Origin of the sequence: Limnohabitans sp. MMS-10A-178, from assembly GCF_003063375.1 — a bacterium.
Lineage (GTDB): Bacteria > Pseudomonadota > Gammaproteobacteria > Burkholderiales > Burkholderiaceae_C > Limnohabitans_A.
This window is the reverse complement of the sequence record NZ_NERY01000002.1, coordinates 135,441-152,419: the sequence shown is the minus strand read 5'-3', so window position 1 is coordinate 152,419 and position 16,979 is coordinate 135,441. Positions and strand designations below refer to the sequence as shown.

At 50.9% G+C, this 16,979-nt stretch carries 19 protein-coding genes; 14 read left to right on the top strand and 5 right to left on the bottom strand.

What is annotated here, in order from left to right; genetic code table 11:
* Positions 1-2 precede the first annotated feature (2 nt).
* The 3 genes from B9Z32_RS09725 to B9Z32_RS09715 all read left to right on the top strand — a co-directional run bounded on the left by B9Z32_RS09725 (position 3) and on the right by B9Z32_RS09715 (position 3,666).
* Positions 3-629, top strand: a complete 627-nt coding sequence (locus B9Z32_RS09725; RefSeq protein ID WP_108421229.1) for a response regulator transcription factor — start codon at positions 3-5, stop codon at positions 627-629.
* Positions 630-731: 102 nt separating this feature from the next.
* Positions 732-1,577, top strand: coding sequence for a bifunctional methylenetetrahydrofolate dehydrogenase/methenyltetrahydrofolate cyclohydrolase FolD (gene folD, locus B9Z32_RS09720; RefSeq protein WP_108421228.1), 846 nt, complete (start codon positions 732-734; stop codon positions 1,575-1,577).
* Positions 1,578-1,617: 40 nt separating this feature from the next.
* Complete coding sequence (locus B9Z32_RS09715; RefSeq protein ID WP_233248226.1) at positions 1,618-3,666, top strand: M3 family metallopeptidase; 2,049 nt, start codon at positions 1,618-1,620, stop codon at positions 3,664-3,666.
* 17 nt (positions 3,667-3,683) lie between these two features.
* Here the strand turns inward: B9Z32_RS09715 and rpiA are convergent, their stop codons facing one another.
* A complete protein-coding gene (gene rpiA / locus B9Z32_RS09710; protein WP_108421226.1) occupies positions 3,684-4,355 on the bottom strand; it encodes a ribose-5-phosphate isomerase RpiA in 672 nt (223 codons plus the stop codon).
* A gap of 43 nt (positions 4,356-4,398) precedes the next feature.
* On the opposite strand from rpiA, the gene B9Z32_RS09705 reads away from it, so the two are divergent.
* Entirely contained in the window at positions 4,399-5,445 is a 1,047-nt protein-coding gene (locus B9Z32_RS09705) for a quinone-dependent dihydroorotate dehydrogenase (RefSeq protein WP_108421225.1), read from the top strand.
* Between the two features lie 15 nt (positions 5,446-5,460).
* On the opposite strand, the gene B9Z32_RS09700 is transcribed toward B9Z32_RS09705, so the two are convergent.
* Positions 5,461-6,588, bottom strand: a complete 1,128-nt coding sequence (locus B9Z32_RS09700) for an NAD(P)/FAD-dependent oxidoreductase (protein WP_108421591.1) — start codon at positions 6,586-6,588, stop codon at positions 5,461-5,463.
* A 131-nt stretch (positions 6,589-6,719) separates the two neighbouring features.
* On the opposite strand from B9Z32_RS09700, the gene B9Z32_RS09695 reads away from it, so the two are divergent.
* Complete coding sequence (locus B9Z32_RS09695) at positions 6,720-7,481, top strand: SDR family NAD(P)-dependent oxidoreductase (RefSeq protein ID WP_108421224.1); 762 nt, start codon at positions 6,720-6,722, stop codon at positions 7,479-7,481.
* 92 nt (positions 7,482-7,573) lie between these two features.
* Here the strand turns inward: B9Z32_RS09695 and B9Z32_RS09690 are convergent, their stop codons facing one another.
* Together B9Z32_RS09690 and xseA are read right to left on the bottom strand one after the other, a co-directional pair.
* Positions 7,574-8,155 carry a superoxide dismutase gene (locus B9Z32_RS09690; protein WP_108421223.1) on the bottom strand — a complete coding sequence of 194 codons (582 nt, stop codon included), beginning with the start codon at positions 8,153-8,155 and terminating at the stop codon, positions 7,574-7,576.
* A gap of 137 nt (positions 8,156-8,292) precedes the next feature.
* Positions 8,293-9,597 (bottom strand): exodeoxyribonuclease VII large subunit, encoded by a 1,305-nt coding sequence (gene xseA, locus B9Z32_RS09685; protein WP_108421222.1) that lies wholly within the window; start codon positions 9,595-9,597, stop codon positions 8,293-8,295.
* A gap of 316 nt (positions 9,598-9,913) precedes the next feature.
* On the opposite strand from xseA, the gene B9Z32_RS09680 reads away from it, so the two are divergent.
* The 6 genes from B9Z32_RS09680 to adk all read left to right on the top strand — a co-directional run bounded on the left by B9Z32_RS09680 (position 9,914) and on the right by adk (position 13,765).
* The gene (locus tag B9Z32_RS09680; RefSeq protein ID WP_108421590.1) at positions 9,914-10,531 is read left to right on the top strand and encodes a MotA/TolQ/ExbB proton channel family protein; all 618 of its coding nucleotides are present in this window, start codon (positions 9,914-9,916) and stop codon (positions 10,529-10,531) included.
* A gap of 23 nt (positions 10,532-10,554) precedes the next feature.
* Positions 10,555-10,977, top strand: coding sequence for a biopolymer transporter ExbD (locus B9Z32_RS09675; RefSeq protein WP_108421221.1), 423 nt, complete (start codon positions 10,555-10,557; stop codon positions 10,975-10,977).
* Between the two features lie 10 nt (positions 10,978-10,987).
* Positions 10,988-11,974, top strand: a complete 987-nt coding sequence (gene lpxK, locus B9Z32_RS09670; RefSeq protein ID WP_108421220.1) for a tetraacyldisaccharide 4'-kinase — start codon at positions 10,988-10,990, stop codon at positions 11,972-11,974.
* Between the two features lie 3 nt (positions 11,975-11,977).
* On the top strand, positions 11,978-12,184 hold the full coding sequence (locus tag B9Z32_RS09665) for a Trm112 family protein (RefSeq protein ID WP_108421219.1): 207 nt from the start codon (positions 11,978-11,980) through the stop codon (positions 12,182-12,184).
* 52 nt (positions 12,185-12,236) lie between these two features.
* Positions 12,237-12,998, top strand: coding sequence for a 3-deoxy-manno-octulosonate cytidylyltransferase (gene kdsB / locus B9Z32_RS09660; protein ID WP_108421218.1), 762 nt, complete (start codon positions 12,237-12,239; stop codon positions 12,996-12,998).
* 104 nt (positions 12,999-13,102) lie between these two features.
* Positions 13,103-13,765 (top strand): adenylate kinase, encoded by a 663-nt coding sequence (adk, locus tag B9Z32_RS09655; protein WP_108421217.1) that lies wholly within the window; start codon positions 13,103-13,105, stop codon positions 13,763-13,765.
* Positions 13,766-13,802: 37 nt separating this feature from the next.
* Here adk and B9Z32_RS09650 read toward each other — a convergent pair whose 3' ends face one another.
* Positions 13,803-14,783 carry an asparaginase gene (locus tag B9Z32_RS09650; protein WP_108421216.1) on the bottom strand — a complete coding sequence of 327 codons (981 nt, stop codon included), beginning with the start codon at positions 14,781-14,783 and terminating at the stop codon, positions 13,803-13,805.
* 107 nt (positions 14,784-14,890) lie between these two features.
* Between B9Z32_RS09650 and lexA the strand changes: the two genes are divergently transcribed.
* From lexA to B9Z32_RS09635, 3 genes are all read left to right on the top strand, one after another.
* Positions 14,891-15,562 carry a transcriptional repressor LexA gene (lexA, locus tag B9Z32_RS09645; protein WP_108421215.1) on the top strand — a complete coding sequence of 224 codons (672 nt, stop codon included), beginning with the start codon at positions 14,891-14,893 and terminating at the stop codon, positions 15,560-15,562.
* A 24-nt stretch (positions 15,563-15,586) separates the two neighbouring features.
* On the top strand, positions 15,587-15,883 hold the full coding sequence (locus B9Z32_RS09640; RefSeq protein WP_108421214.1) for a hypothetical protein: 297 nt from the start codon (positions 15,587-15,589) through the stop codon (positions 15,881-15,883).
* An 88-nt stretch (positions 15,884-15,971) separates the two neighbouring features.
* Positions 15,972-16,979, top strand: coding sequence for a D-2-hydroxyacid dehydrogenase family protein (locus B9Z32_RS09635; RefSeq protein ID WP_108421589.1), 1,008 nt, complete (start codon positions 15,972-15,974; stop codon positions 16,977-16,979).

The following is a 16,979-nucleotide window of genomic DNA, read 5'->3' as shown; positions in this document are numbered from 1 at the left end:
CCATGAGTTTGATACCCAAAAAAGGAACTGTTTACGTTGTGGATGACGACGAGGCCGTTCGCGATTCTCTTCAGTGGCTCCTCGAGGGCAAAGACTACCGTGTCAGATGTTTTGACTCTGCAGAGTCGTTTCTCAGTCGCTACGACCCGCGGGAAGTTGCTTGCTTGATTGTCGACATTCGCATGGGCGGCATGACTGGCCTAGAACTTCAAGACAAGCTGATTGAACGCCGCTCGCCCCTGCCCATCGTGTTTATCACTGGACATGGCGATGTGCCTATGGCCGTCAACACCATGAAAAAAGGTGCGATGGACTTCATTCAAAAGCCCTTCAAAGAAGATGACCTGGTGAGTTTGGTTGAGCGCATGCTCGACAGCGCGCGCGAGTCTTTCTCAGAACATCAAAATGCCGCCAATCGCGACGCACTGTTGGCTAAGCTGACAGGCCGTGAAGCCCAAGTGCTTGAACGAATTGTGGCAGGCCGCTTGAACAAGCAAATAGCTGACGACTTAGGCATCAGCATCAAGACAGTGGAAGCGCATCGCGCCAACATCATGGAAAAGCTCAATGCCAATACTGTGGCAGATTTGCTCAAAATTGCGTTGGGACAGGCTGCGCCCAAGGCCTAGGATCCAATGCCTTTTTAGGCAGATTTTCCCGCCCGTGAACCAACAACTCGCGGGCGTTTTTGTTTAATGACGACTCATTTTGACATTCAAAACCATCACGCCATGACAGCCCAAAAAATTGACGGCAATGCCCTCTCCCAGCAATTGCGCGCAGACGTCACACGCCGCACCATGGCTTTGAAAGTCAAGGGAATCACGCCTGGCTTGGCAGTTATATTGGTTGGTGACAACCCAGCCAGCCAAGTTTATGTGCGCAACAAAGTCAAAGCCTGCCAAGACAGCGGCCTTCATTCTGTTTTAGAAAAGCATCCCGACAGTTTGAGCGAAGCCGCTCTGCTCGAGCGCATTGAAGCGCTGAATGCTGACAAAACCATTCATGGCATTCTGGTTCAGTTGCCATTGCCCTCTCACATCGATGCTCAAAAAGTAATCGAAGCCATTTCTCCAGCCAAGGATGTTGACGGCTTTCACATCGCCAGTGCCGGTGCTCTCATGACCGGGATGCCCGGCTTTTGGCCTTGCACACCTTACGGTTGCATGAAGATGCTGGAAAGCATAGGGTACGACCTCAAAGGAAAACACGCAGTGATCCTTGGCAGAAGCAATATTGTGGGTAAACCCATGGCCCTGATGCTGCTCCAAAAGAACGCCACCGTCACCATCTGCCATAGCGCAACCACCGATTTGAAGGCCATGACTTTGCAAGCAGATGTCATTGTGGCTGCCGTTGGCAAACGCAATGTTTTGACTTCAGACATGGTCAAGCCTGGCGCAGTGGTGATTGATGTGGGCATGAACAGAAACGACGAAGGCAAACTGTGTGGCGATGTCGACTTTGAGGGCGTGTCCCAAGTGGCTGGCTACATCACACCGGTTCCGGGGGGCGTTGGCCCGATGACCATCACCATGCTGCTGGTCAATACCCTTGAAGCTGCTGAGCGCATTTAATTCAACCACCTTTTTACCAGTTGCTTGAAAGTTTTCAACCATGACAATGTCTTCCACCAATCCCCTGCTGCAAACCGCCGAGCTGCCTTTGTTTGACCAAATCAAACCCGAGCATGTCAATGCAGCCGTTGATCAGCTTTTAAGCGCGGCCTCGGACGCTTTAGAGAAAGTCACCCAAGAGGCCTTTCCTGCCGAATGGCAAGCCATAGCCAAGGTGCTTGACGTTTGCACAGAGCGCTTGAGTTCTGCTTGGGGTGCGGTCAGCCACTTGAATAGCGTGGCTGACTCACCCGAATTGCGCGCGGCTTATAACGACGCATTGCCCAAAGTCACCGAATTTTGGACCCGACTAGGCTCTGACGAACGGCTGTATGCCAAGTACAAAGCTGTCAATTCAGCCCAGCTGGACAAGGCGCAACAACAGGCCTTGAAGAACGCACTTCGAAATTTTGTTTTGGGTGGTGCAGAACTTCAAGGGGAAAACAAACAACGGTATGCCGCTATTCAAGAACGCATGGCCGAGCTAAGTCAAAAGTTCAGTGAAAACGCTTTGGATGCCACAGACAGGTTTTCCCTCTTTGTGACCGAAGCAGAGTTGGCAGGCGTACCTGAAGATGTCAAAAACACAGCACGCGCAGCAGCAGAAAAAGAAGGTCAGTCTGGCTACAAGCTCACCTTGAAAATGCCCTGCTACTTGCCAGTGATGCAGTTTGCCGCTAGCAGTGAGTTGCGGCAAAAGCTTTACCAAGCCTACGTCACACGTTCTTCAGATCAAGCTGATGCGCAGTTTGCCGAACTGGACAACGGAAAGCTCATTCAAGAAATTTTGCAACTTCGACAGGAAGAAGCCAAATTGTTGGGCTACCAAAACTTTGCAGAAGTTTCGGTCGCTACCAAGATGGCAGACTCGCCTGCCAAGGTCATCGCTTTTCTTCGAGACCTGTCCATGCGAGCACGGCCTTTTGCAGAAAAAGATTTGCAAGACATGCGGCAATTTGCAGCTGAGCATTTGAATCTACAAAATCCGCAGGCATGGGACTGGCCCTACATTGGTGAGAAACTGAAAGAAGCTCGTTACAGTTTCAGTGAGCAAGAAGTCAAGCAATACTTTACAGCACCCAAAGTTTTGCAGGGCCTGTTCAAAATCATTGAGACCTTGTTTGAAGTCAGCATTCGACCAGACACTGCACCTGTTTGGCATCCTGCAGTGGGCTTTTACCGCATCGAAAGAAACGGTCAATTGGTAGGGCAGTTTTATCTCGACCCACCAGCTCGTGCAGGCAAGCGAGGTGGTGCATGGATGGACGACGTCCGCTCTCGCTGGCTGCGTCCCGACACCGGTCTGCTGCAAACACCCGTTGCGCATTTGGTCTGCAATTTTGCAGAGGGCGTCGATGGAAATCCCCCTTTGCTCACCCACGACGATGTGATCACTCTGTTCCACGAATTTGGTCATGGCCTGCATCACATGCTCACGCAAGTGAATGAGCGGGATGTCTCTGGTATTAGCGGTGTTGAATGGGATGCCGTCGAGTTGCCCAGTCAATTTATGGAAAACTTTTGCTGGGAGTGGCCAGTCATCAAGCACATGACTGCGCATGTCAAAACGGAGCAGTCCTTGCCAAAAGCTTTGTTCGACAAAATGGTGGCCGCGAAAAACTTCCAAAGTGGTTTGCAAACTTTGCGGCAAATTGAGTTTGCCTTGCTCGACATGTTGCTTCACAGCGAACACAATCCACACGACGATTTCATGCCAGTGTTGCACAAAGTGCGCGCAGAAGTGGCGGTCATTCAGCCACCTGAATTCAACCGCATGGCACACACTTTCAGTCACATCTTTGCAGGTGGTTATGCCGCTGGCTACTACAGCTACAAATGGGCAGAAGTTTTGTCGGCAGATGCTTATGAGGCGTTTGAAGAAACTGCTCAGCCTGATGGCTCACCCAACCTAGAAACAGGCCGCCGATATCGACAAGCCATTTTGGAGGCAGGTGGCAGCCGCCCTGCTCTAGATTCTTTCATTGCATTCAGAGGACGCGAGCCCTCTATCAATGCTCTGCTAAAGCATCAGGGCATGTCTGCCAGTTAAATGTGAAATGCTGACGCTTAAAACGTCAGCGTCTTCACGCCTTCAGCGGTTCCAAGCAAACACACTTGGGCTTTTTGGTAGGCAAACACACCCACGGTTACAACCCCTGGCCATTGGCTCACTTGAGCCTCAAACGCCACAGGATCGGTGATCTTCAAGCCCTTCACATCGATGATGTGCTGCCCGTTGTCTGTCACCAAGGCCTTGCCATCCTTCATGCGAACTTGAGCATCACCACCTAGCGCTTCAAACTGCGCCATGATTCGCGTGCTGGACATGGGAATGACTTCGACAGGCAATGGAAATGCACCCAAAACATCCACCAGTTTGGATTCGTCGGCAATGCAAACAAACATTTTGGATTGTGCCGCCACAATTTTTTCGCGCGTGAGAGCAGCGCCGCCCCCCTTGACCATGTGACCCTGTGCATTGATCTCGTCAGCCCCGTCAATGTAAACAGACAACTCAGCCACTTCATTGCTGTCAAAAACTGGAATACCCAGGGCCTTTAACCGTGCCGTTGAAGCTTCTGAACTTGAAACTGCGCCTTTGATTTGGTCTTTGACAGTGGCCAACGCGTCGATGAATTTGTTCACCGTAGAGCCCGTTCCCACGCCCACAATTTGACCGGGCACCACATATTGAAGAGCCGCTTGGCCGACAAGTGCTTTCAGTTCGTCTTGATTCATAGGGTTTATTTGAGACAATGCTTGTATTGAATGAGATTATCCAATGTCCCTGAACCTTTACCCACTGGCCCGCGCATTTTTATTCAAAATGGATCCTGAGGCTGCCCACGACCTCACCTTGAATCAACTGGCCCAAACTCAAAACACCCTCCTCGATATTGCCTACCGTCAACCTTGGGTTGCCGATCCAATTCAGTTGGCAGGCCTCAGTTTCCCCAATCGCGTTGGAATGGCCGCAGGTCTCGACAAAAATGCACGTTGCATCGACGGACTGGGTGCAATGGGCTTTGGTTTTGTCGAGGTGGGTACCGTCACGCCGCTAGCGCAACCAGGCAATGACAAACCTCGCATGTTCAGATTGCCGGAGGCCAAGGCCTTGATCAACAGGCTGGGCTTTAACAACCAAGGGCTTGATGCATTTGTCAGCAATGTCAAGAAGTCTCAGTTTAGAAGCCAAGGCCGCCTTTTGGGTTTGAACATTGGCAAAAATGCAGCCACTCCCATTGAAAGAGCGACGGATGATTACCTCATTGGCTTGAGCGGCGTTTATGAGCATGCCGACTACGTCACGGTCAATATTTCTAGCCCCAACACCAAAAATTTGCGCTCTTTGCAAACCGATGAAGCGCTTGATCAACTCTTGTCAGCCTTGAACGAACGCAAAATGGCCTTGGCAGATAAACATCAAAAGCGTGTCCCCGTATTTCTCAAAATTGCCCCCGATCTTGACGATGATCAAATAGCTGTCATTGCCGCCTCTCTCATCAAACATCAGATGGATGGCGTGATTGCCACCAACACCACACTCTCGCGTGATGCCGTAAAAGGCATGCAGCATGGAGATGAAGCGGGCGGCCTCTCAGGTGCACCCGTGTTAGCGGGTAGCAATCGGGTCATTCGTTTGTTGAGGCAGCACCTCGGAGCCCAATTTCCCATCATTGGCGTGGGCGGAATTCTGAGTGCTTACGATGCTGTGAGCAAAATAGAAGCTGGAGCCGATGTGGTTCAAATTTACACAGGCCTCATTTACAAAGGCCCCGCTTTGGTTCATGAAGTGGCCAAGGCCCTTCGGCAGTTGTCCCAACATTGAAAAGCCAAGAACTTTCTAAGCTTTGTCTTGCAAGGCCTGAGACACTTCGCGGGCAATGGCCAAAGAGCTCGTCAAGCCTGGCGACTCAATGCCAAGCAAATGCACCAGGCCCCTTACACCGTGGTTTGCAGGCCCCATGATGCAAAAGTCAGCTGCCATTTCTTGGGGTGAATTGATTTTGGGACGAATGCCTGAGTAGGAAGGCATCAGCGCTCCGTCCTTCAAGCCTGGCCAATATTTGCGAACCTCTGCATAAAAGGCGTCGCCACGACTTGGGTCAACATCAAGCTTGTCTGGGGAGTCAACCCACTCCACGTCGGGGCCAAACTTGGCTTGACCTGCCATGTCCAAAGTGAGGTGCACACCTAAACCAGCCGCCTCGGGCACAGGGTAGATCAAGCGAGAAAAAGGCGATCTGCCAGCAAGGCTGAAGTAGTTGCCTTTGGCGTAATAAGCACGCGGCAAATTGGCAAGGTCCATGCCTTCAAACTGGCGCGCCGTGTTGGGGGCAGACAAGCCCGTTGAATTGATCACGTTTTGAGCCAAGATTTCAGTGCCATCTTGCGTGCGAACAATGAACTGCGTTGTGCCTGATGAACGCACAATTTGAGCAGACGAAAAAGCAGAGTTCAGTGCCAAGATACCGCCCGCATTTTCAAAATCACCCAAATAACTCAACATGAGCGCATGGCTATCAATAATGCCCGTACCAGGCGACCACAACGCGGCCTCACACTGCAAGTCAGGCTCCATGGATTGCGCTTCTTGAGCTGTCAGTAGCCTTAACTGATCGGCGCCCAGCACGCCATTGGCATTGGCCTTGGCTTGAATGGACGACAGCTGCTCAAGCTGTTGAACAGAAGTAGCCACAATCAATTTACCGCAGGCTTTGTGAGGAATTTGCCGCTCTTTGCAATAAGCGTAGAGCATGTGCCTTCCTTGCACGCAAAGCTTTGCTTTCAAGGAGCCTGCAGGGTAATAAATTCCGGCATGAATGACTTCACTGTTGCGCGAACTCGTGCCGGTGCCAAACGCATCGGCGGCTTCCAGCAAAACGATCTCTTGGCCTTGAAGCGCCAATTCTCGTGCTACGGCCAATCCCACAACGCCCGCGCCCAACACCACTGTCTGAATTTGATCCATGTTCGCCTTTTGCAGCATGCGTGTTCAAAAAATGCTGACCGTATTATTGCTGACACACGCACGACAGCTCAAATCAATGATGACTGGCAAACTTCATTTTTTCTTTTATCTCGGACATCCCAAGGAGACCCATGAAATTATTCAATTTGGAAAACAAAGTGGCCATCGTGACAGGCGCTAGCAGAGGCATCGGCCGATCCATTGCGTTTCAATTGGCACGCGCAGGTGCCAAAGTGGTGATCTCAAGCCGGAAACTCGATGCCTGCGAGGCGGTTGTGAAAGAAATTCAAGCTGAAGGCGGAACGGCCATGGCCATCAGCGCCAGCATTGCCAACAAAGAACAATTGCAGAATTTGGTGCAAAAAACACGCGAAATTTGGGGCCCCATCGACATCTTGGTTTGCAACGCTGCCAGCAATCCTTACTACGGCCCCATGACCGGCATGAGCGATGAAGTCTTCAACAAAGTCATGCACAACAATGTGCTGTCTAGCACTTGGCTCTGCAGCATGGTCTATCCAGACATGAAAGCCAAGAAAGATGGCGCCATTGTGTTGGTGTCATCGGTGGGCGGTTTGCACGGGTCTGCCGTCATTGGCGCCTACAACATCTCCAAAGCCGCCGACATGCAATTGGCGCGCAATTTGGCTGTGGAGTGGGGCCCAGACAATATTCGAGTGAACTGTATTGCGCCAGGCTTGATTCGCACCGATTTTGCAAAAGCCCTAACAGACGATCCTGTGAAGGCTGGCATGGTTGAAAACGAAACGCCTCTGCGCCGCATTGGCGATCCCGATGACATCGGTGGCATTGCGGTGCTTTTGGCCAGTGCAGCAGGCAAATACATCACAGGCCAAACCATTGTGGCGGATGGTGGCATGATGATTCGCTAAATTGAAATGAGAAGCAAAAAAGCCCAGTGCAATGCGCTGGGCTTTTTTATTGGATGGGACTGAAATCAAAGTGATCTCAGTCCTACTGTCAATTAGGCGAAATTGGCTTCTGCAAATGACCAGTTGACCAATTTGTCGAGGAATGTTTCGACAAACTTAGGACGCAAATTGCGGTAATCGATGTAGTAAGCATGCTCCCAAACATCTACTGTGAGCAAAGCTTTGTCGGCAGTGGTGAGGGGTGTACCAGCTGCGCCCATGTTGACGATGTCAACGCTGCCGTCAGCCTTTTTTACCAACCATGTCCAACCTGAACCAAAGTTGCCCACCGCGCTCTTCACGAAGGCTTCTTTGAATGCGGCATAAGAGCCAAACTTGGCGTTGATAGCCGCTGCCAAAGCACCCGTAGGCTCACCACCGCCATTGGGCTTCATGCAATTCCAAAAGAAGGTGTGGTTCCAAATTTGAGCAGAATTGTTGTAGACGCCGCCGCTGGATTTTTTGATGATTTCTTCCAGAGACATTGATTCAAACTCAGTGCCCTTTTGCAAATTGTTCAAGTTCACAACGTAAGCATTGTGGTGCTTACCATGGTGAAATTCCAGAGTTTCTTGGCTGTAGTGCGGTGCCAATGCGTCGATGGCATAAGGCAGTGCTGGCAGGGTGTGTTCCATGTGTTCCTCTATAAAGTGCGGTGAAAATCTAAAAGACTATTGTAAGTTGAACGCGCCTTCTTGTCTGAAAAAATCTCTCTAAAGGCCCAGCCCATTTGGGGTCGTATCTAGCCAACTTGCGTCAATCAGTGGGTTCACTACTTCACTTGCAATTTAACTTGTCCATCGGCCAGTGTGGCCGTCACCGATTGCTGAGACTCAAAGTCCCTGGCATGAGTCATGGCCACGCCGCTTTCGTCGGTCAGCCATGCATATCCTCGCTCCAACACCAAGTGAGGATCTAAAAGACCCAATCGAGTGCTCAAGTTGATGGCTTTTTGCTGATGACATTGGAAGCTTTTCTGAAGCCCGCGAGGAAGGTTTTCGGAATGCCGAGCAAGAGTTTGTCGGCGCACTTGAACTTGTGTTTTTAGCCCAAATTGAAGCGATTGTCCAAGGCGCATCAGGTGTGCCTTTTGATCATTCAAACGGCCCGATGGACGGCCCAGCCGATTGGCAATCCAATCCAAATTTTGGCTCATCCGGTCTAAATGACTGGTGAGCGCTGTTGAAAAAGCTTCTTGAGTGTGCAAAAGCTGGCCCATCAGCAGATCCCGAGCCGTGGCCACCAATTCTGCCGCCGCTGTGGGCGTGGGCGCACGCAGGTCAGCCACAAAATCGGTCAAAGTGAAATCGGTTTCATGGCCCACGCCCGAAACAATGGGAATGGGACAAGACGCAATGGCTCGAACCAGCGCCTCGTCATTGAAGGCCCACAGATCTTCTATCGAGCCACCCCCTCGAACCATCAAAATAACGTCAATTGCCATTTTTTCGGTCTGAGCTTTGTTTGAAGCGCTGACGGCATTTCCCTGCCAAGCCACCAATTTTTGAAGGCTATGCAACATCTCCAAGGGTGCATTAGCGCCCTGTACTGAAGCCGGTGCCAAAATGACTGGAATGTGAGGCACTCGCCTTTGCAACGCAGAAACCACATCGTGCAATGCGGCCGCACCAAGGGAGGTAATGACGCCAATGGCGCGCGGCTGCATGGGAATGTCACGCTTGCGCGAGGGCTCGAAAAGTCCTTCAGCTTCGAGTTTGGCCTTGAGCTTTAGAAACTGCGCAAACAGGTCGCCCTGACCTGCCCTTTGCATAGTTTCAACCACCAATTGTAAATCTCCACGTGCCTCATAAACACCCAACTTTCCCCGAACCTCCACCAGTTCACCGTCTCTGGGCATGAACCCAATGGCGCTGGCAGCTCTTTTGAACATGGCACAGCGAATTTGCCCGCTCTCGTCCTTGAGGTTGAAATAACAATGACCGCTGGCTGCCCTTGAGAAGCCAGAAATCTCACCTTTCACCGCAACAGGATTGAACCTGGCATTTAAAGTATCTGCAATTGCAAGGCAAAGTGCGCCAACTGACCATATGCGTTGCTCAGAATCTATTCTCGCCATAAAAAAACCTTATTTTTTGCGGTGTTCAGACCTATTTTGTTGGCAAAAGCTTGTGTTTTCTTGCTGAATCAGTCCACAGCCTGAATGATGCTGGCACAGCACCGCCATGATGTGGGTTTGGCAAGCATTGATTCATGTAAGCTATTGATTTATTTAATCAATTTCCTGTTTAAAAAAGAAGCACTGTGAAAAAAGCTAGGATTCATGCGGTTTTCCGCGATTCTGACACCCTGTTCTTCACAAAGTTATCCACAGAAAAGCAGAACAATTCGATCAGCCATAATCAAAACTGAATCCAGAAGTAGAAAGTTTGATTTTGATAAGCATCATACAAGCCGCAGGATGGCCCGTTTGGCCCCTCATTGCCTGTTCCATTTTTGCGCTCGCCATCATTTTGGAGCGCTTTTATGCCCTGCGAACCTCCAAGGTCATTCCGGAACTCGCTTTTCAGCGCGCCATTGAAAGCACACAACAAGGGTTTCCCAGCAACGCCGCCATCCAAGAAATTGCGCAGATGGGCGCTGTGGGTCCTATTTTTGCAACTGGCCTTCAAACCTTGGCACTTTCTCCCAATGCCAGCCATCAAGATGTTCGTGAAAGTATGGAAATGGAAGGTCGAATGGCGGCACAAGGCTTAGAGCGCTATCTCACCGCCTTGGCCACACTGGCTTCCGCCTCTCCCTTGTTAGGTTTATTGGGTACCGTGGTGGGCATGATTGAATTGTTTGGACTTCAAACACCAGGCCAACAACAGCCTACAGAATTGGCGCACGGCATTTCTATTGCGCTTTACAACACGGCCTTAGGCCTGATTGTGGCCATACCCTGTTTAATAGCATGGCGCTTTTTCAAGTCCAAGGTTGACCGTTTGGTGTTGCAAATGGAGTGGGCTTCCGAGAAGTTTGCCAGACACCTTGCCGCCATGCGTGAATAATATCAAGCCAAGAGTGAGCCAAATTGAAATTTAGAAAGAACACCAGCATTGAACCGGACATCAATCTGATTCCATTCATTGATGTGCTCTTGGTTGTCCTCATTTTTTTGATGTTGACCACCACCTGGTCCAAGTTCAATGAAATGAATGTCAGCTTGCCCAGTGCTTCGGCTCAAGCCAATACAGAGCCTTCAACAGCTTGGGTGGTGTCGGTGAGTTCACAAGGCAACTACGCTGTCAATGGCGTCAAGCTTGAAGGGAGAAGTTTGATCGACCTGACTAATGCACTTTCTGAGCTGCGCCAGCTAGACGCTTCTTTGCTCATCAAAGCAGATGGCTCTGCCAGCCATCAATCAGTGGTCAATGTATTGGAAGCTGCTCGAATGAATGGGGTTTCAAAAATTGCATTTGCGACTCAAAAACCATCGCAAACTGCCAAACCCTAATTCACCCACCATGTCCAATTACTTTCAGAATCTTCCGAAGTATTGGCGTACCCGCAGTGCCATCACCTATTTGCTGTGGCCCATCGAACTCCTTTACAGCCTGTTAATCAGACTTCGAAAATTGGCATATGCCTTAGGCCTTTTCAAACAGCACCAAGTCAATGCCACGGTTATCGTGGTGGGCAACGTGGTGGCGGGTGGTGGCGGAAAAACCCCCCTCACCATGGCCCTTGCTCTGCGATTAAAAACCCAAGGGCACAAAGTTGGCGTTGTATCTCGTGGCTATGGGCGAACTCTTTCAGATCTGCAAATTGTTCAGCCAGGAAGCTTGGTGAGCGAGGTCGGCGATGAACCGCTCATGATTTTTCAAAAATGCGGTGTACCCGTGGTGGTGGGCTCTAACCGTGTGGAAGCCGCCCAACATTTGCTGCAACATTTTCCCGAGGTCCGTGTGTTGGTTTGTGACGATGGACTTCAACACATCGCGCTGCAACGTGACATTGAAATTTGTGTGATGGACGCCATGGGCTTGGGCAATGGTCACTTGCTACCGGCTGGTCCGTTGCGAGAACCATGGCCACGGCCCATTGATTTGTTGTTGCACAGCCATCAACGCACCTTGCCAGAAGGCTTTGAATCAAACAGAGAACTCAGCCCCTTTGCATTGACTTCTAAAGGCCAACAAATTCCAACAGAAAGCTTGAAATCCCAAAGAGTCGAAGTGGTATCGGGCATTGCCAAACCTGAAGCTTTTTTGGCCATGCTTGAAAACGCTCAATTCCAAATTGCACATTCAAGCGCACTGCCTGATCACGATGATTTTGCCGCTTGGAATCCAGCGCATCCCGAAATGCCACTTTTGTGTACCGAAAAAGATGCCCTCAAATTGTGGGCGCGACATCCGCAAGCACTTGCCATTCCATTGGTTTTTGAAGCCGAGGATGCTTTTTGGAAAGCCTTTGATCAACTTTTTCAAAGCCGTCACAGGTATCATTGAGACATGGACACGAAATTACTTGAACTTTTGGTTTGCCCAGTCACCAAGGGCCCTCTTGATGTGCAGCGCGACTTGCAAGAAATCTGGTCGCGCAGCGCTAGGTTGGCTTACCCAATTCGAAATGGAATTCCCATCCTGCTTGAAAACGAAGCTCGGACACTCAGCGATGAAGAGTTAGAACAACTCAAACCCCGCACCCCCCTTGTTTAGATTTCTCTTGAATCCTTTTTGATTCTTTTTGACTCATTTTTTTAAGTCAGACATGACGCAATCCTTTACTGTCATTGTTCCTGCCCGCTTAGCCTCTACCCGACTGCCCAACAAACCCTTGGCAGATATCCATGGTTTGCCCATGGTGGTTCGGGTCGCGCAAAGGGCAGCTCTTTCGCATGCTGCACAAGTGGTGGTCGCTGCCGACAGCATCGACATTGTTGATGTCTGTCAGGCCCATGGCATTAGGGCTTTACTCACTCGAAATGATCACCCAAGCGGCAGTGACCGCTTGGCTGAAGCCAGCGCGCTGCTGCAACTTGGACCCAACGACCTGGTGGTGAATGTGCAAGGGGACGAACCCCTTATTAACCCGACGCTCATCAACCAAGTCGCTGCCTTGCTTGAACAACGCCCGAGCGCTAGCATGAGCACGGCAGCCCATGAAATTCATGATCTCTCAGAATTCACCAATTCCAATGTGGTGAAAGTGGTTTTAGACAAAGAGCAATTGGCCCTTTATTTCAGCCGAGCCCCCATTCCTTGGTGGCGCGATGGCTTTGCGCAGGGTATCCAAAGTTTGCCCAAACCTGCACCTCTCAGGCACATAGGCATCTATGCTTACCGCGTTGGGTTTTTACAAAGTTTCCCAAGCATGACGCCCGCCCCCATTGAAAAAGGGGAAGCATTAGAGCAATTGCGGGCCATGTGGCACGGCCACAAAATAGCCGTGCACATCACGCCAGATGCACCCGGGCCCGGCGTTGATACCCCCGAAGACTTAGAGAAAGTGCGTGCCTTGCTCAAACCTTGAAAGTGGCAGAAGGTGGAAGTCAGGTAAAAAAAGGTTTCCCGTGATATTCTCCAAAGACAGCCATCCAAGCCATGGCGAAAGATTAACAACTATTCGGGACATTCATGAGACTCATTCTTTTAGGTGCGCCAGGTGCTGGTAAGGGAACCCAAGCCGCATTCATCTGCCAGAAATTTGCCATTCCTCAAATCTCAACTGGCGATATGTTGCGCGCTGCAGTCAAGGCTGGCACCCCGCTTGGCTTGCAAGCCAAGGCCGTGATGGAATCGGGCGGTTTGGTCAGCGACGACCTCATCATCAACCTCGTCAAAGAGCGCATTGCACAAGCAGACTGCTCCAATGGTTTCTTGTTTGACGGTTTTCCACGCACCATTCCCCAAGCCGATGCCATGAAGGTTGCCGGCGTCAAGTTGGACTATGTCCTTGAAATAGATGTGCCATTTGATGCCATTGTCGAACGCATGAGTGGTCGCCGTTCACATCCTGCATCGGGCCGCACCTACCACGTCAAATTCAATCCGCCCAAAGCCGACGGCAAAGACGACGTCACCGGAGAGCCCTTGGTTCAACGCGAAGATGACAAAGAAGAAACCGTGAAAAAACGCTTGGATGTCTACAGCCAGCAAACACGTCCCTTGGTGGCCTACTACTCTGAATGGGCTCAACGCGAAGCTCAGAGTGCCCCTCAATACCGCGCAATCAGTGGCATGGGCTCTGTCGAAGACATTACACAGCGCGCAATGCAGGCCTTGGGCGCAACTCACTAAGCCAATACGCTAATCGCCGTTTTCAGACTAAATGCAATCAGTGGCTTTGAAGCTGCGACATCATGTCCAGCATCAAGGCCACTCTTGTTTTCACTGGGCTTAAACCGCTCGTGGCATCAAAAATATGGCTTTCAGTAGGTATCACAGAGCCCTGATTGCAACGAGTGCTTAAGCGAATCTGTACGCCTGCTTTTTGCGCGAGCACCAAACTCTGCTTGAGTTTGGTGCTCATTGAACCGTTGCCTGTTCCGGCCACAACCAGCCCCTTGACCCCTGCCTGAACCAAGGCCTCAATGTGCAGTGCTGAAGCATTCACGTGGTTCATCACAATTTCAACCCAGGGCCATTTGCTTGCAGGTGGCAATTGAGAGACTCTCAATTTGTCTGTCATCTTGGGTGAATTGAATGACTCCAGCCATTCAACCCGGTCATTGTGAACTCTCCCCGCCATACCTGTTTCACCAGAGTCAAAAGCGTTCAACCGAGTAGGGTGGACTTTTTGAACATATTGACTGTGGTGAATTTCACCTGCAGCCACCAAGCAAACACCCAACTCATGGGTGGTGGCTGCAAGCAACATGGCATCTCTCAAGTTTTGAGGCCCGTCTGCATCCTTGAAGTTGGCGGGGCGCATGGCACACGTCAGCACGATGGGCTTGGCAGTGCTCAACACATGGGACAAAAAGTAAGCTGTTTCTTCAAGCGTATCTGTGCCGTGGGTAATGACAAGACCCGCCACATTGCTTTGCGACAACCAATGCTCACAGCGTTGCGCCAAATGCATCCAAGTCTCAAAGTCCATGTCCTTGCTGTCAAGCTGAGCCACTTGTTCAGAGTCAAATTGGTAATCAGACAAGGCCTCTGGCCAATGCTTTTGATGGCCGAGCGCCACTTCTAACAAATCGTCAATGCCGCGTTGGGCGGCCTTGTAGGCAAGCCCTTCATTCGCAGAGGCAGACACCCCCGCTATGGTGCCACCTGTGCCTAAAACAACAATTTTTTGATTTTTTGCTTGCATTTCTAAAAAGACTGGTTAAAAATACAGTTACTGGATAAGAAAACAGTGAATTGCAGTTGCCAACATAAGTTCATTCTTCCAAACAGACAGCTCACAAGGAGTGCATCATGATCGATCAACCCAAGCTCACGGCGCGGCAGCAAGAAATTTTGGAACTCATCCAAAAAACCATTGCCGAAACGGGAGCCCCCCCTACCCGAGCTGAAATAGCTCAAGTATTGGGCTTCAAATCAGCCAACGCCGCAGAAGAACACCTTCAGGCCTTGGCCCGAAAAGGTGCTATCGATCTGGTCAGTGGCACTTCCCGGGGTATCCGCCTCAAAGGTTCTTCCCGCGACAACCTGCGCAACTCCAGCGACCTTTTCAGCCTCCCCTTGCCTGGTTTTGCCCAACTGGCATTGCCACTCATCGGCCGAGTTGCAGCAGGTTCCCCTATTCTGGCCCAAGAACACGTCGATCGAACCTACCATGTCGAAAGCCACTTGTTTCAAGAGCAACCCGACTATCTGCTCAGAGTGCGAGGCATGTCCATGCGCGACGCAGGCATCATGGACGGCGACCTGCTAGCCGTCAAAGCCACCAAAGAAGTTCGCAATGGCCAAATTGTGGTTGCGCGCCTTGGCGAGGAAGTAACCGTTAAGCGCCTGCGCCGCCAAGCAGACCGTATCGAGCTTTTGCCCGAAAACCCAGATTACCCCATCATTTTGGTCAACCCTGGCGAGCCCTTCGACATCGAAGGTTTGGCCGTTGGCCTCATTCGCAACACGCTCTTGATGTAAGCAAGCCCACATTAAAGGATCAACATGACATTCGCTCTCTTTGGTATTTCCAGCATTTACAACGGCATCCAAAAATTCATGAGTGCCGCAGCCCATCTCGAGCAACATCCCGCTCAGGCAATACACCTTGGAGCCAATTCAGCCCAAGAAAGCAGGCTGTCCAAACAGTTGGCACTGCGCGTTCTTCGAGTGGCTGAGCACGGCGAGGCTCCCAATTGTGCCGGCCGCATGGTCATTTCAGGTCGCATGGCCGATGTCTGCGCCGAGCTCGACCGCTTGGTCGCTCTCGAAGCCCAAAACAAAGCGCCCTTGCATCACTAAACTAAGATCACTAAACTGAGCTCTCATGGGGGCCTAAATTTCACCTTCACCCCCAATGAAAGCCTTTGGGCAAGGCACAATAGTGCCTATGAACATTGTGATCCTTGACGACTACCAAGATGTCGTCCGAAAACTAGACTGCGCCGCCAAACTCGACGCCTACAACGCAAAGGTCTACACCAACACCGTTAAAGGCTTGGGTCAGTTGTCTGTTCGTCTCAAAGATGCAGATATCTTGGTTCTCGTTCGCGAACGAACTCACCTCAACAGGCAGTTGCTCGAAAAGCTACCGCGCCTCAAACTCATCTCCCAAACAGGTGGTGCTGGCTCCCACATCGACTTAGAAGCCTGTTCTGAAAGAGGCATCGCTGTGGCTCAGGGCACTGGCTCCCCCTATGCGCCTGCAGAATTGACTTGGGCATTGGTCATGGCCGCTGCCCGCCGCATACCCCAGTACATTGGCAATCTTAAACACGGCGCTTGGCAACAATCTGGCTTGAAGTCTGCCTCTATGCCAGCCAATTTTGGTCTAGGAACCGTGCTGCGTGGCCGAACATTTGGAATTTGGGGTTACGGCAAAATTGGCCAACTGGTTGCAGGCTATGCCAAAGCATTTGGCATGCAAGTGGTGGTTTGGGGTAGCGAATCTTCACGCGAAAAAGCTGTGAAAGATGGTTTCATTCCAGCAAGCTCACGCGATGCTTTTTTTGAGCAGTGCGACGTCATCTCCCTTCACATCAGACTCAACGACAGCACCCGAGGTATCGTGAAATTAGAAGACTTGATGCGCATGAAAACAAGCGCCATGATTGTCAACACTTCTAGGGCTGAGTTGATAGAACCCGATGCACTCATTAGCGCATTGAATCGCGGCAGACCCGGCTTGGCAGCCATCGATGTATTTGAACATGAGCCCATCTTGCAAGGCCATGCCTTGCTGCGTCTAGAAAACTGCATTTGCACACCCCACATTGGGTATGTCGAGAAAGACAGCTACGAGCTGTATTTTGGTGCTGCCTTCGACAACGTGGTCAATTTCATCAAGGGAACCCCCACCAACATTGTCAATCCGGGTGCATTGCAAGTAAGGCGCTAA

Excerpts from the sequence above, each read along its gene's own strand:
- B9Z32_RS09725 (WP_108421229.1), top strand. The coding sequence starts at position 3 with ATGAGTTTGATACCCAAAAAAGGAACTGTTTACGTTGTGGATGACGAC.
- folD (WP_108421228.1), top strand. The coding sequence starts at position 732 with ATGACAGCCCAAAAAATTGACGGCAATGCCCTCTCCCAGCAATTGCGC.
- B9Z32_RS09715 (WP_233248226.1), top strand. The coding sequence starts at position 1,618 with ATGACAATGTCTTCCACCAATCCCCTGCTGCAAACCGCCGAGCTGCCT.
- rpiA (WP_108421226.1), bottom strand. The coding sequence starts at position 4,355 with ATGAATCAAGACGAACTGAAAGCACTTGTCGGCCAAGCGGCTCTTCAA.
- B9Z32_RS09705 (WP_108421225.1), top strand. The coding sequence starts at position 4,399 with ATGTCCCTGAACCTTTACCCACTGGCCCGCGCATTTTTATTCAAAATG.
- B9Z32_RS09700 (WP_108421591.1), bottom strand. The coding sequence starts at position 6,588 with ATGGATCAAATTCAGACAGTGGTGTTGGGCGCGGGCGTTGTGGGATTG.
- B9Z32_RS09695 (WP_108421224.1), top strand. The coding sequence starts at position 6,720 with ATGAAATTATTCAATTTGGAAAACAAAGTGGCCATCGTGACAGGCGCT.
- B9Z32_RS09690 (WP_108421223.1), bottom strand. The coding sequence starts at position 8,155 with ATGGAACACACCCTGCCAGCACTGCCTTATGCCATCGACGCATTGGCA.
- xseA (WP_108421222.1), bottom strand. The coding sequence starts at position 9,597 with ATGGCGAGAATAGATTCTGAGCAACGCATATGGTCAGTTGGCGCACTT.
- lpxK (WP_108421220.1), top strand. The coding sequence starts at position 10,988 with ATGTCCAATTACTTTCAGAATCTTCCGAAGTATTGGCGTACCCGCAGT.
- B9Z32_RS09665 (WP_108421219.1), top strand. The coding sequence starts at position 11,978 with ATGGACACGAAATTACTTGAACTTTTGGTTTGCCCAGTCACCAAGGGC.
- kdsB (WP_108421218.1), top strand. The coding sequence starts at position 12,237 with ATGACGCAATCCTTTACTGTCATTGTTCCTGCCCGCTTAGCCTCTACC.
- adk (WP_108421217.1), top strand. The coding sequence starts at position 13,103 with ATGAGACTCATTCTTTTAGGTGCGCCAGGTGCTGGTAAGGGAACCCAA.
- B9Z32_RS09650 (WP_108421216.1), bottom strand. The coding sequence starts at position 14,783 with ATGCAAGCAAAAAATCAAAAAATTGTTGTTTTAGGCACAGGTGGCACC.
- lexA (WP_108421215.1), top strand. The coding sequence starts at position 14,891 with ATGATCGATCAACCCAAGCTCACGGCGCGGCAGCAAGAAATTTTGGAA.
- B9Z32_RS09640 (WP_108421214.1), top strand. The coding sequence starts at position 15,587 with ATGACATTCGCTCTCTTTGGTATTTCCAGCATTTACAACGGCATCCAA.
- B9Z32_RS09635 (WP_108421589.1), top strand. The coding sequence starts at position 15,972 with ATGAACATTGTGATCCTTGACGACTACCAAGATGTCGTCCGAAAACTA.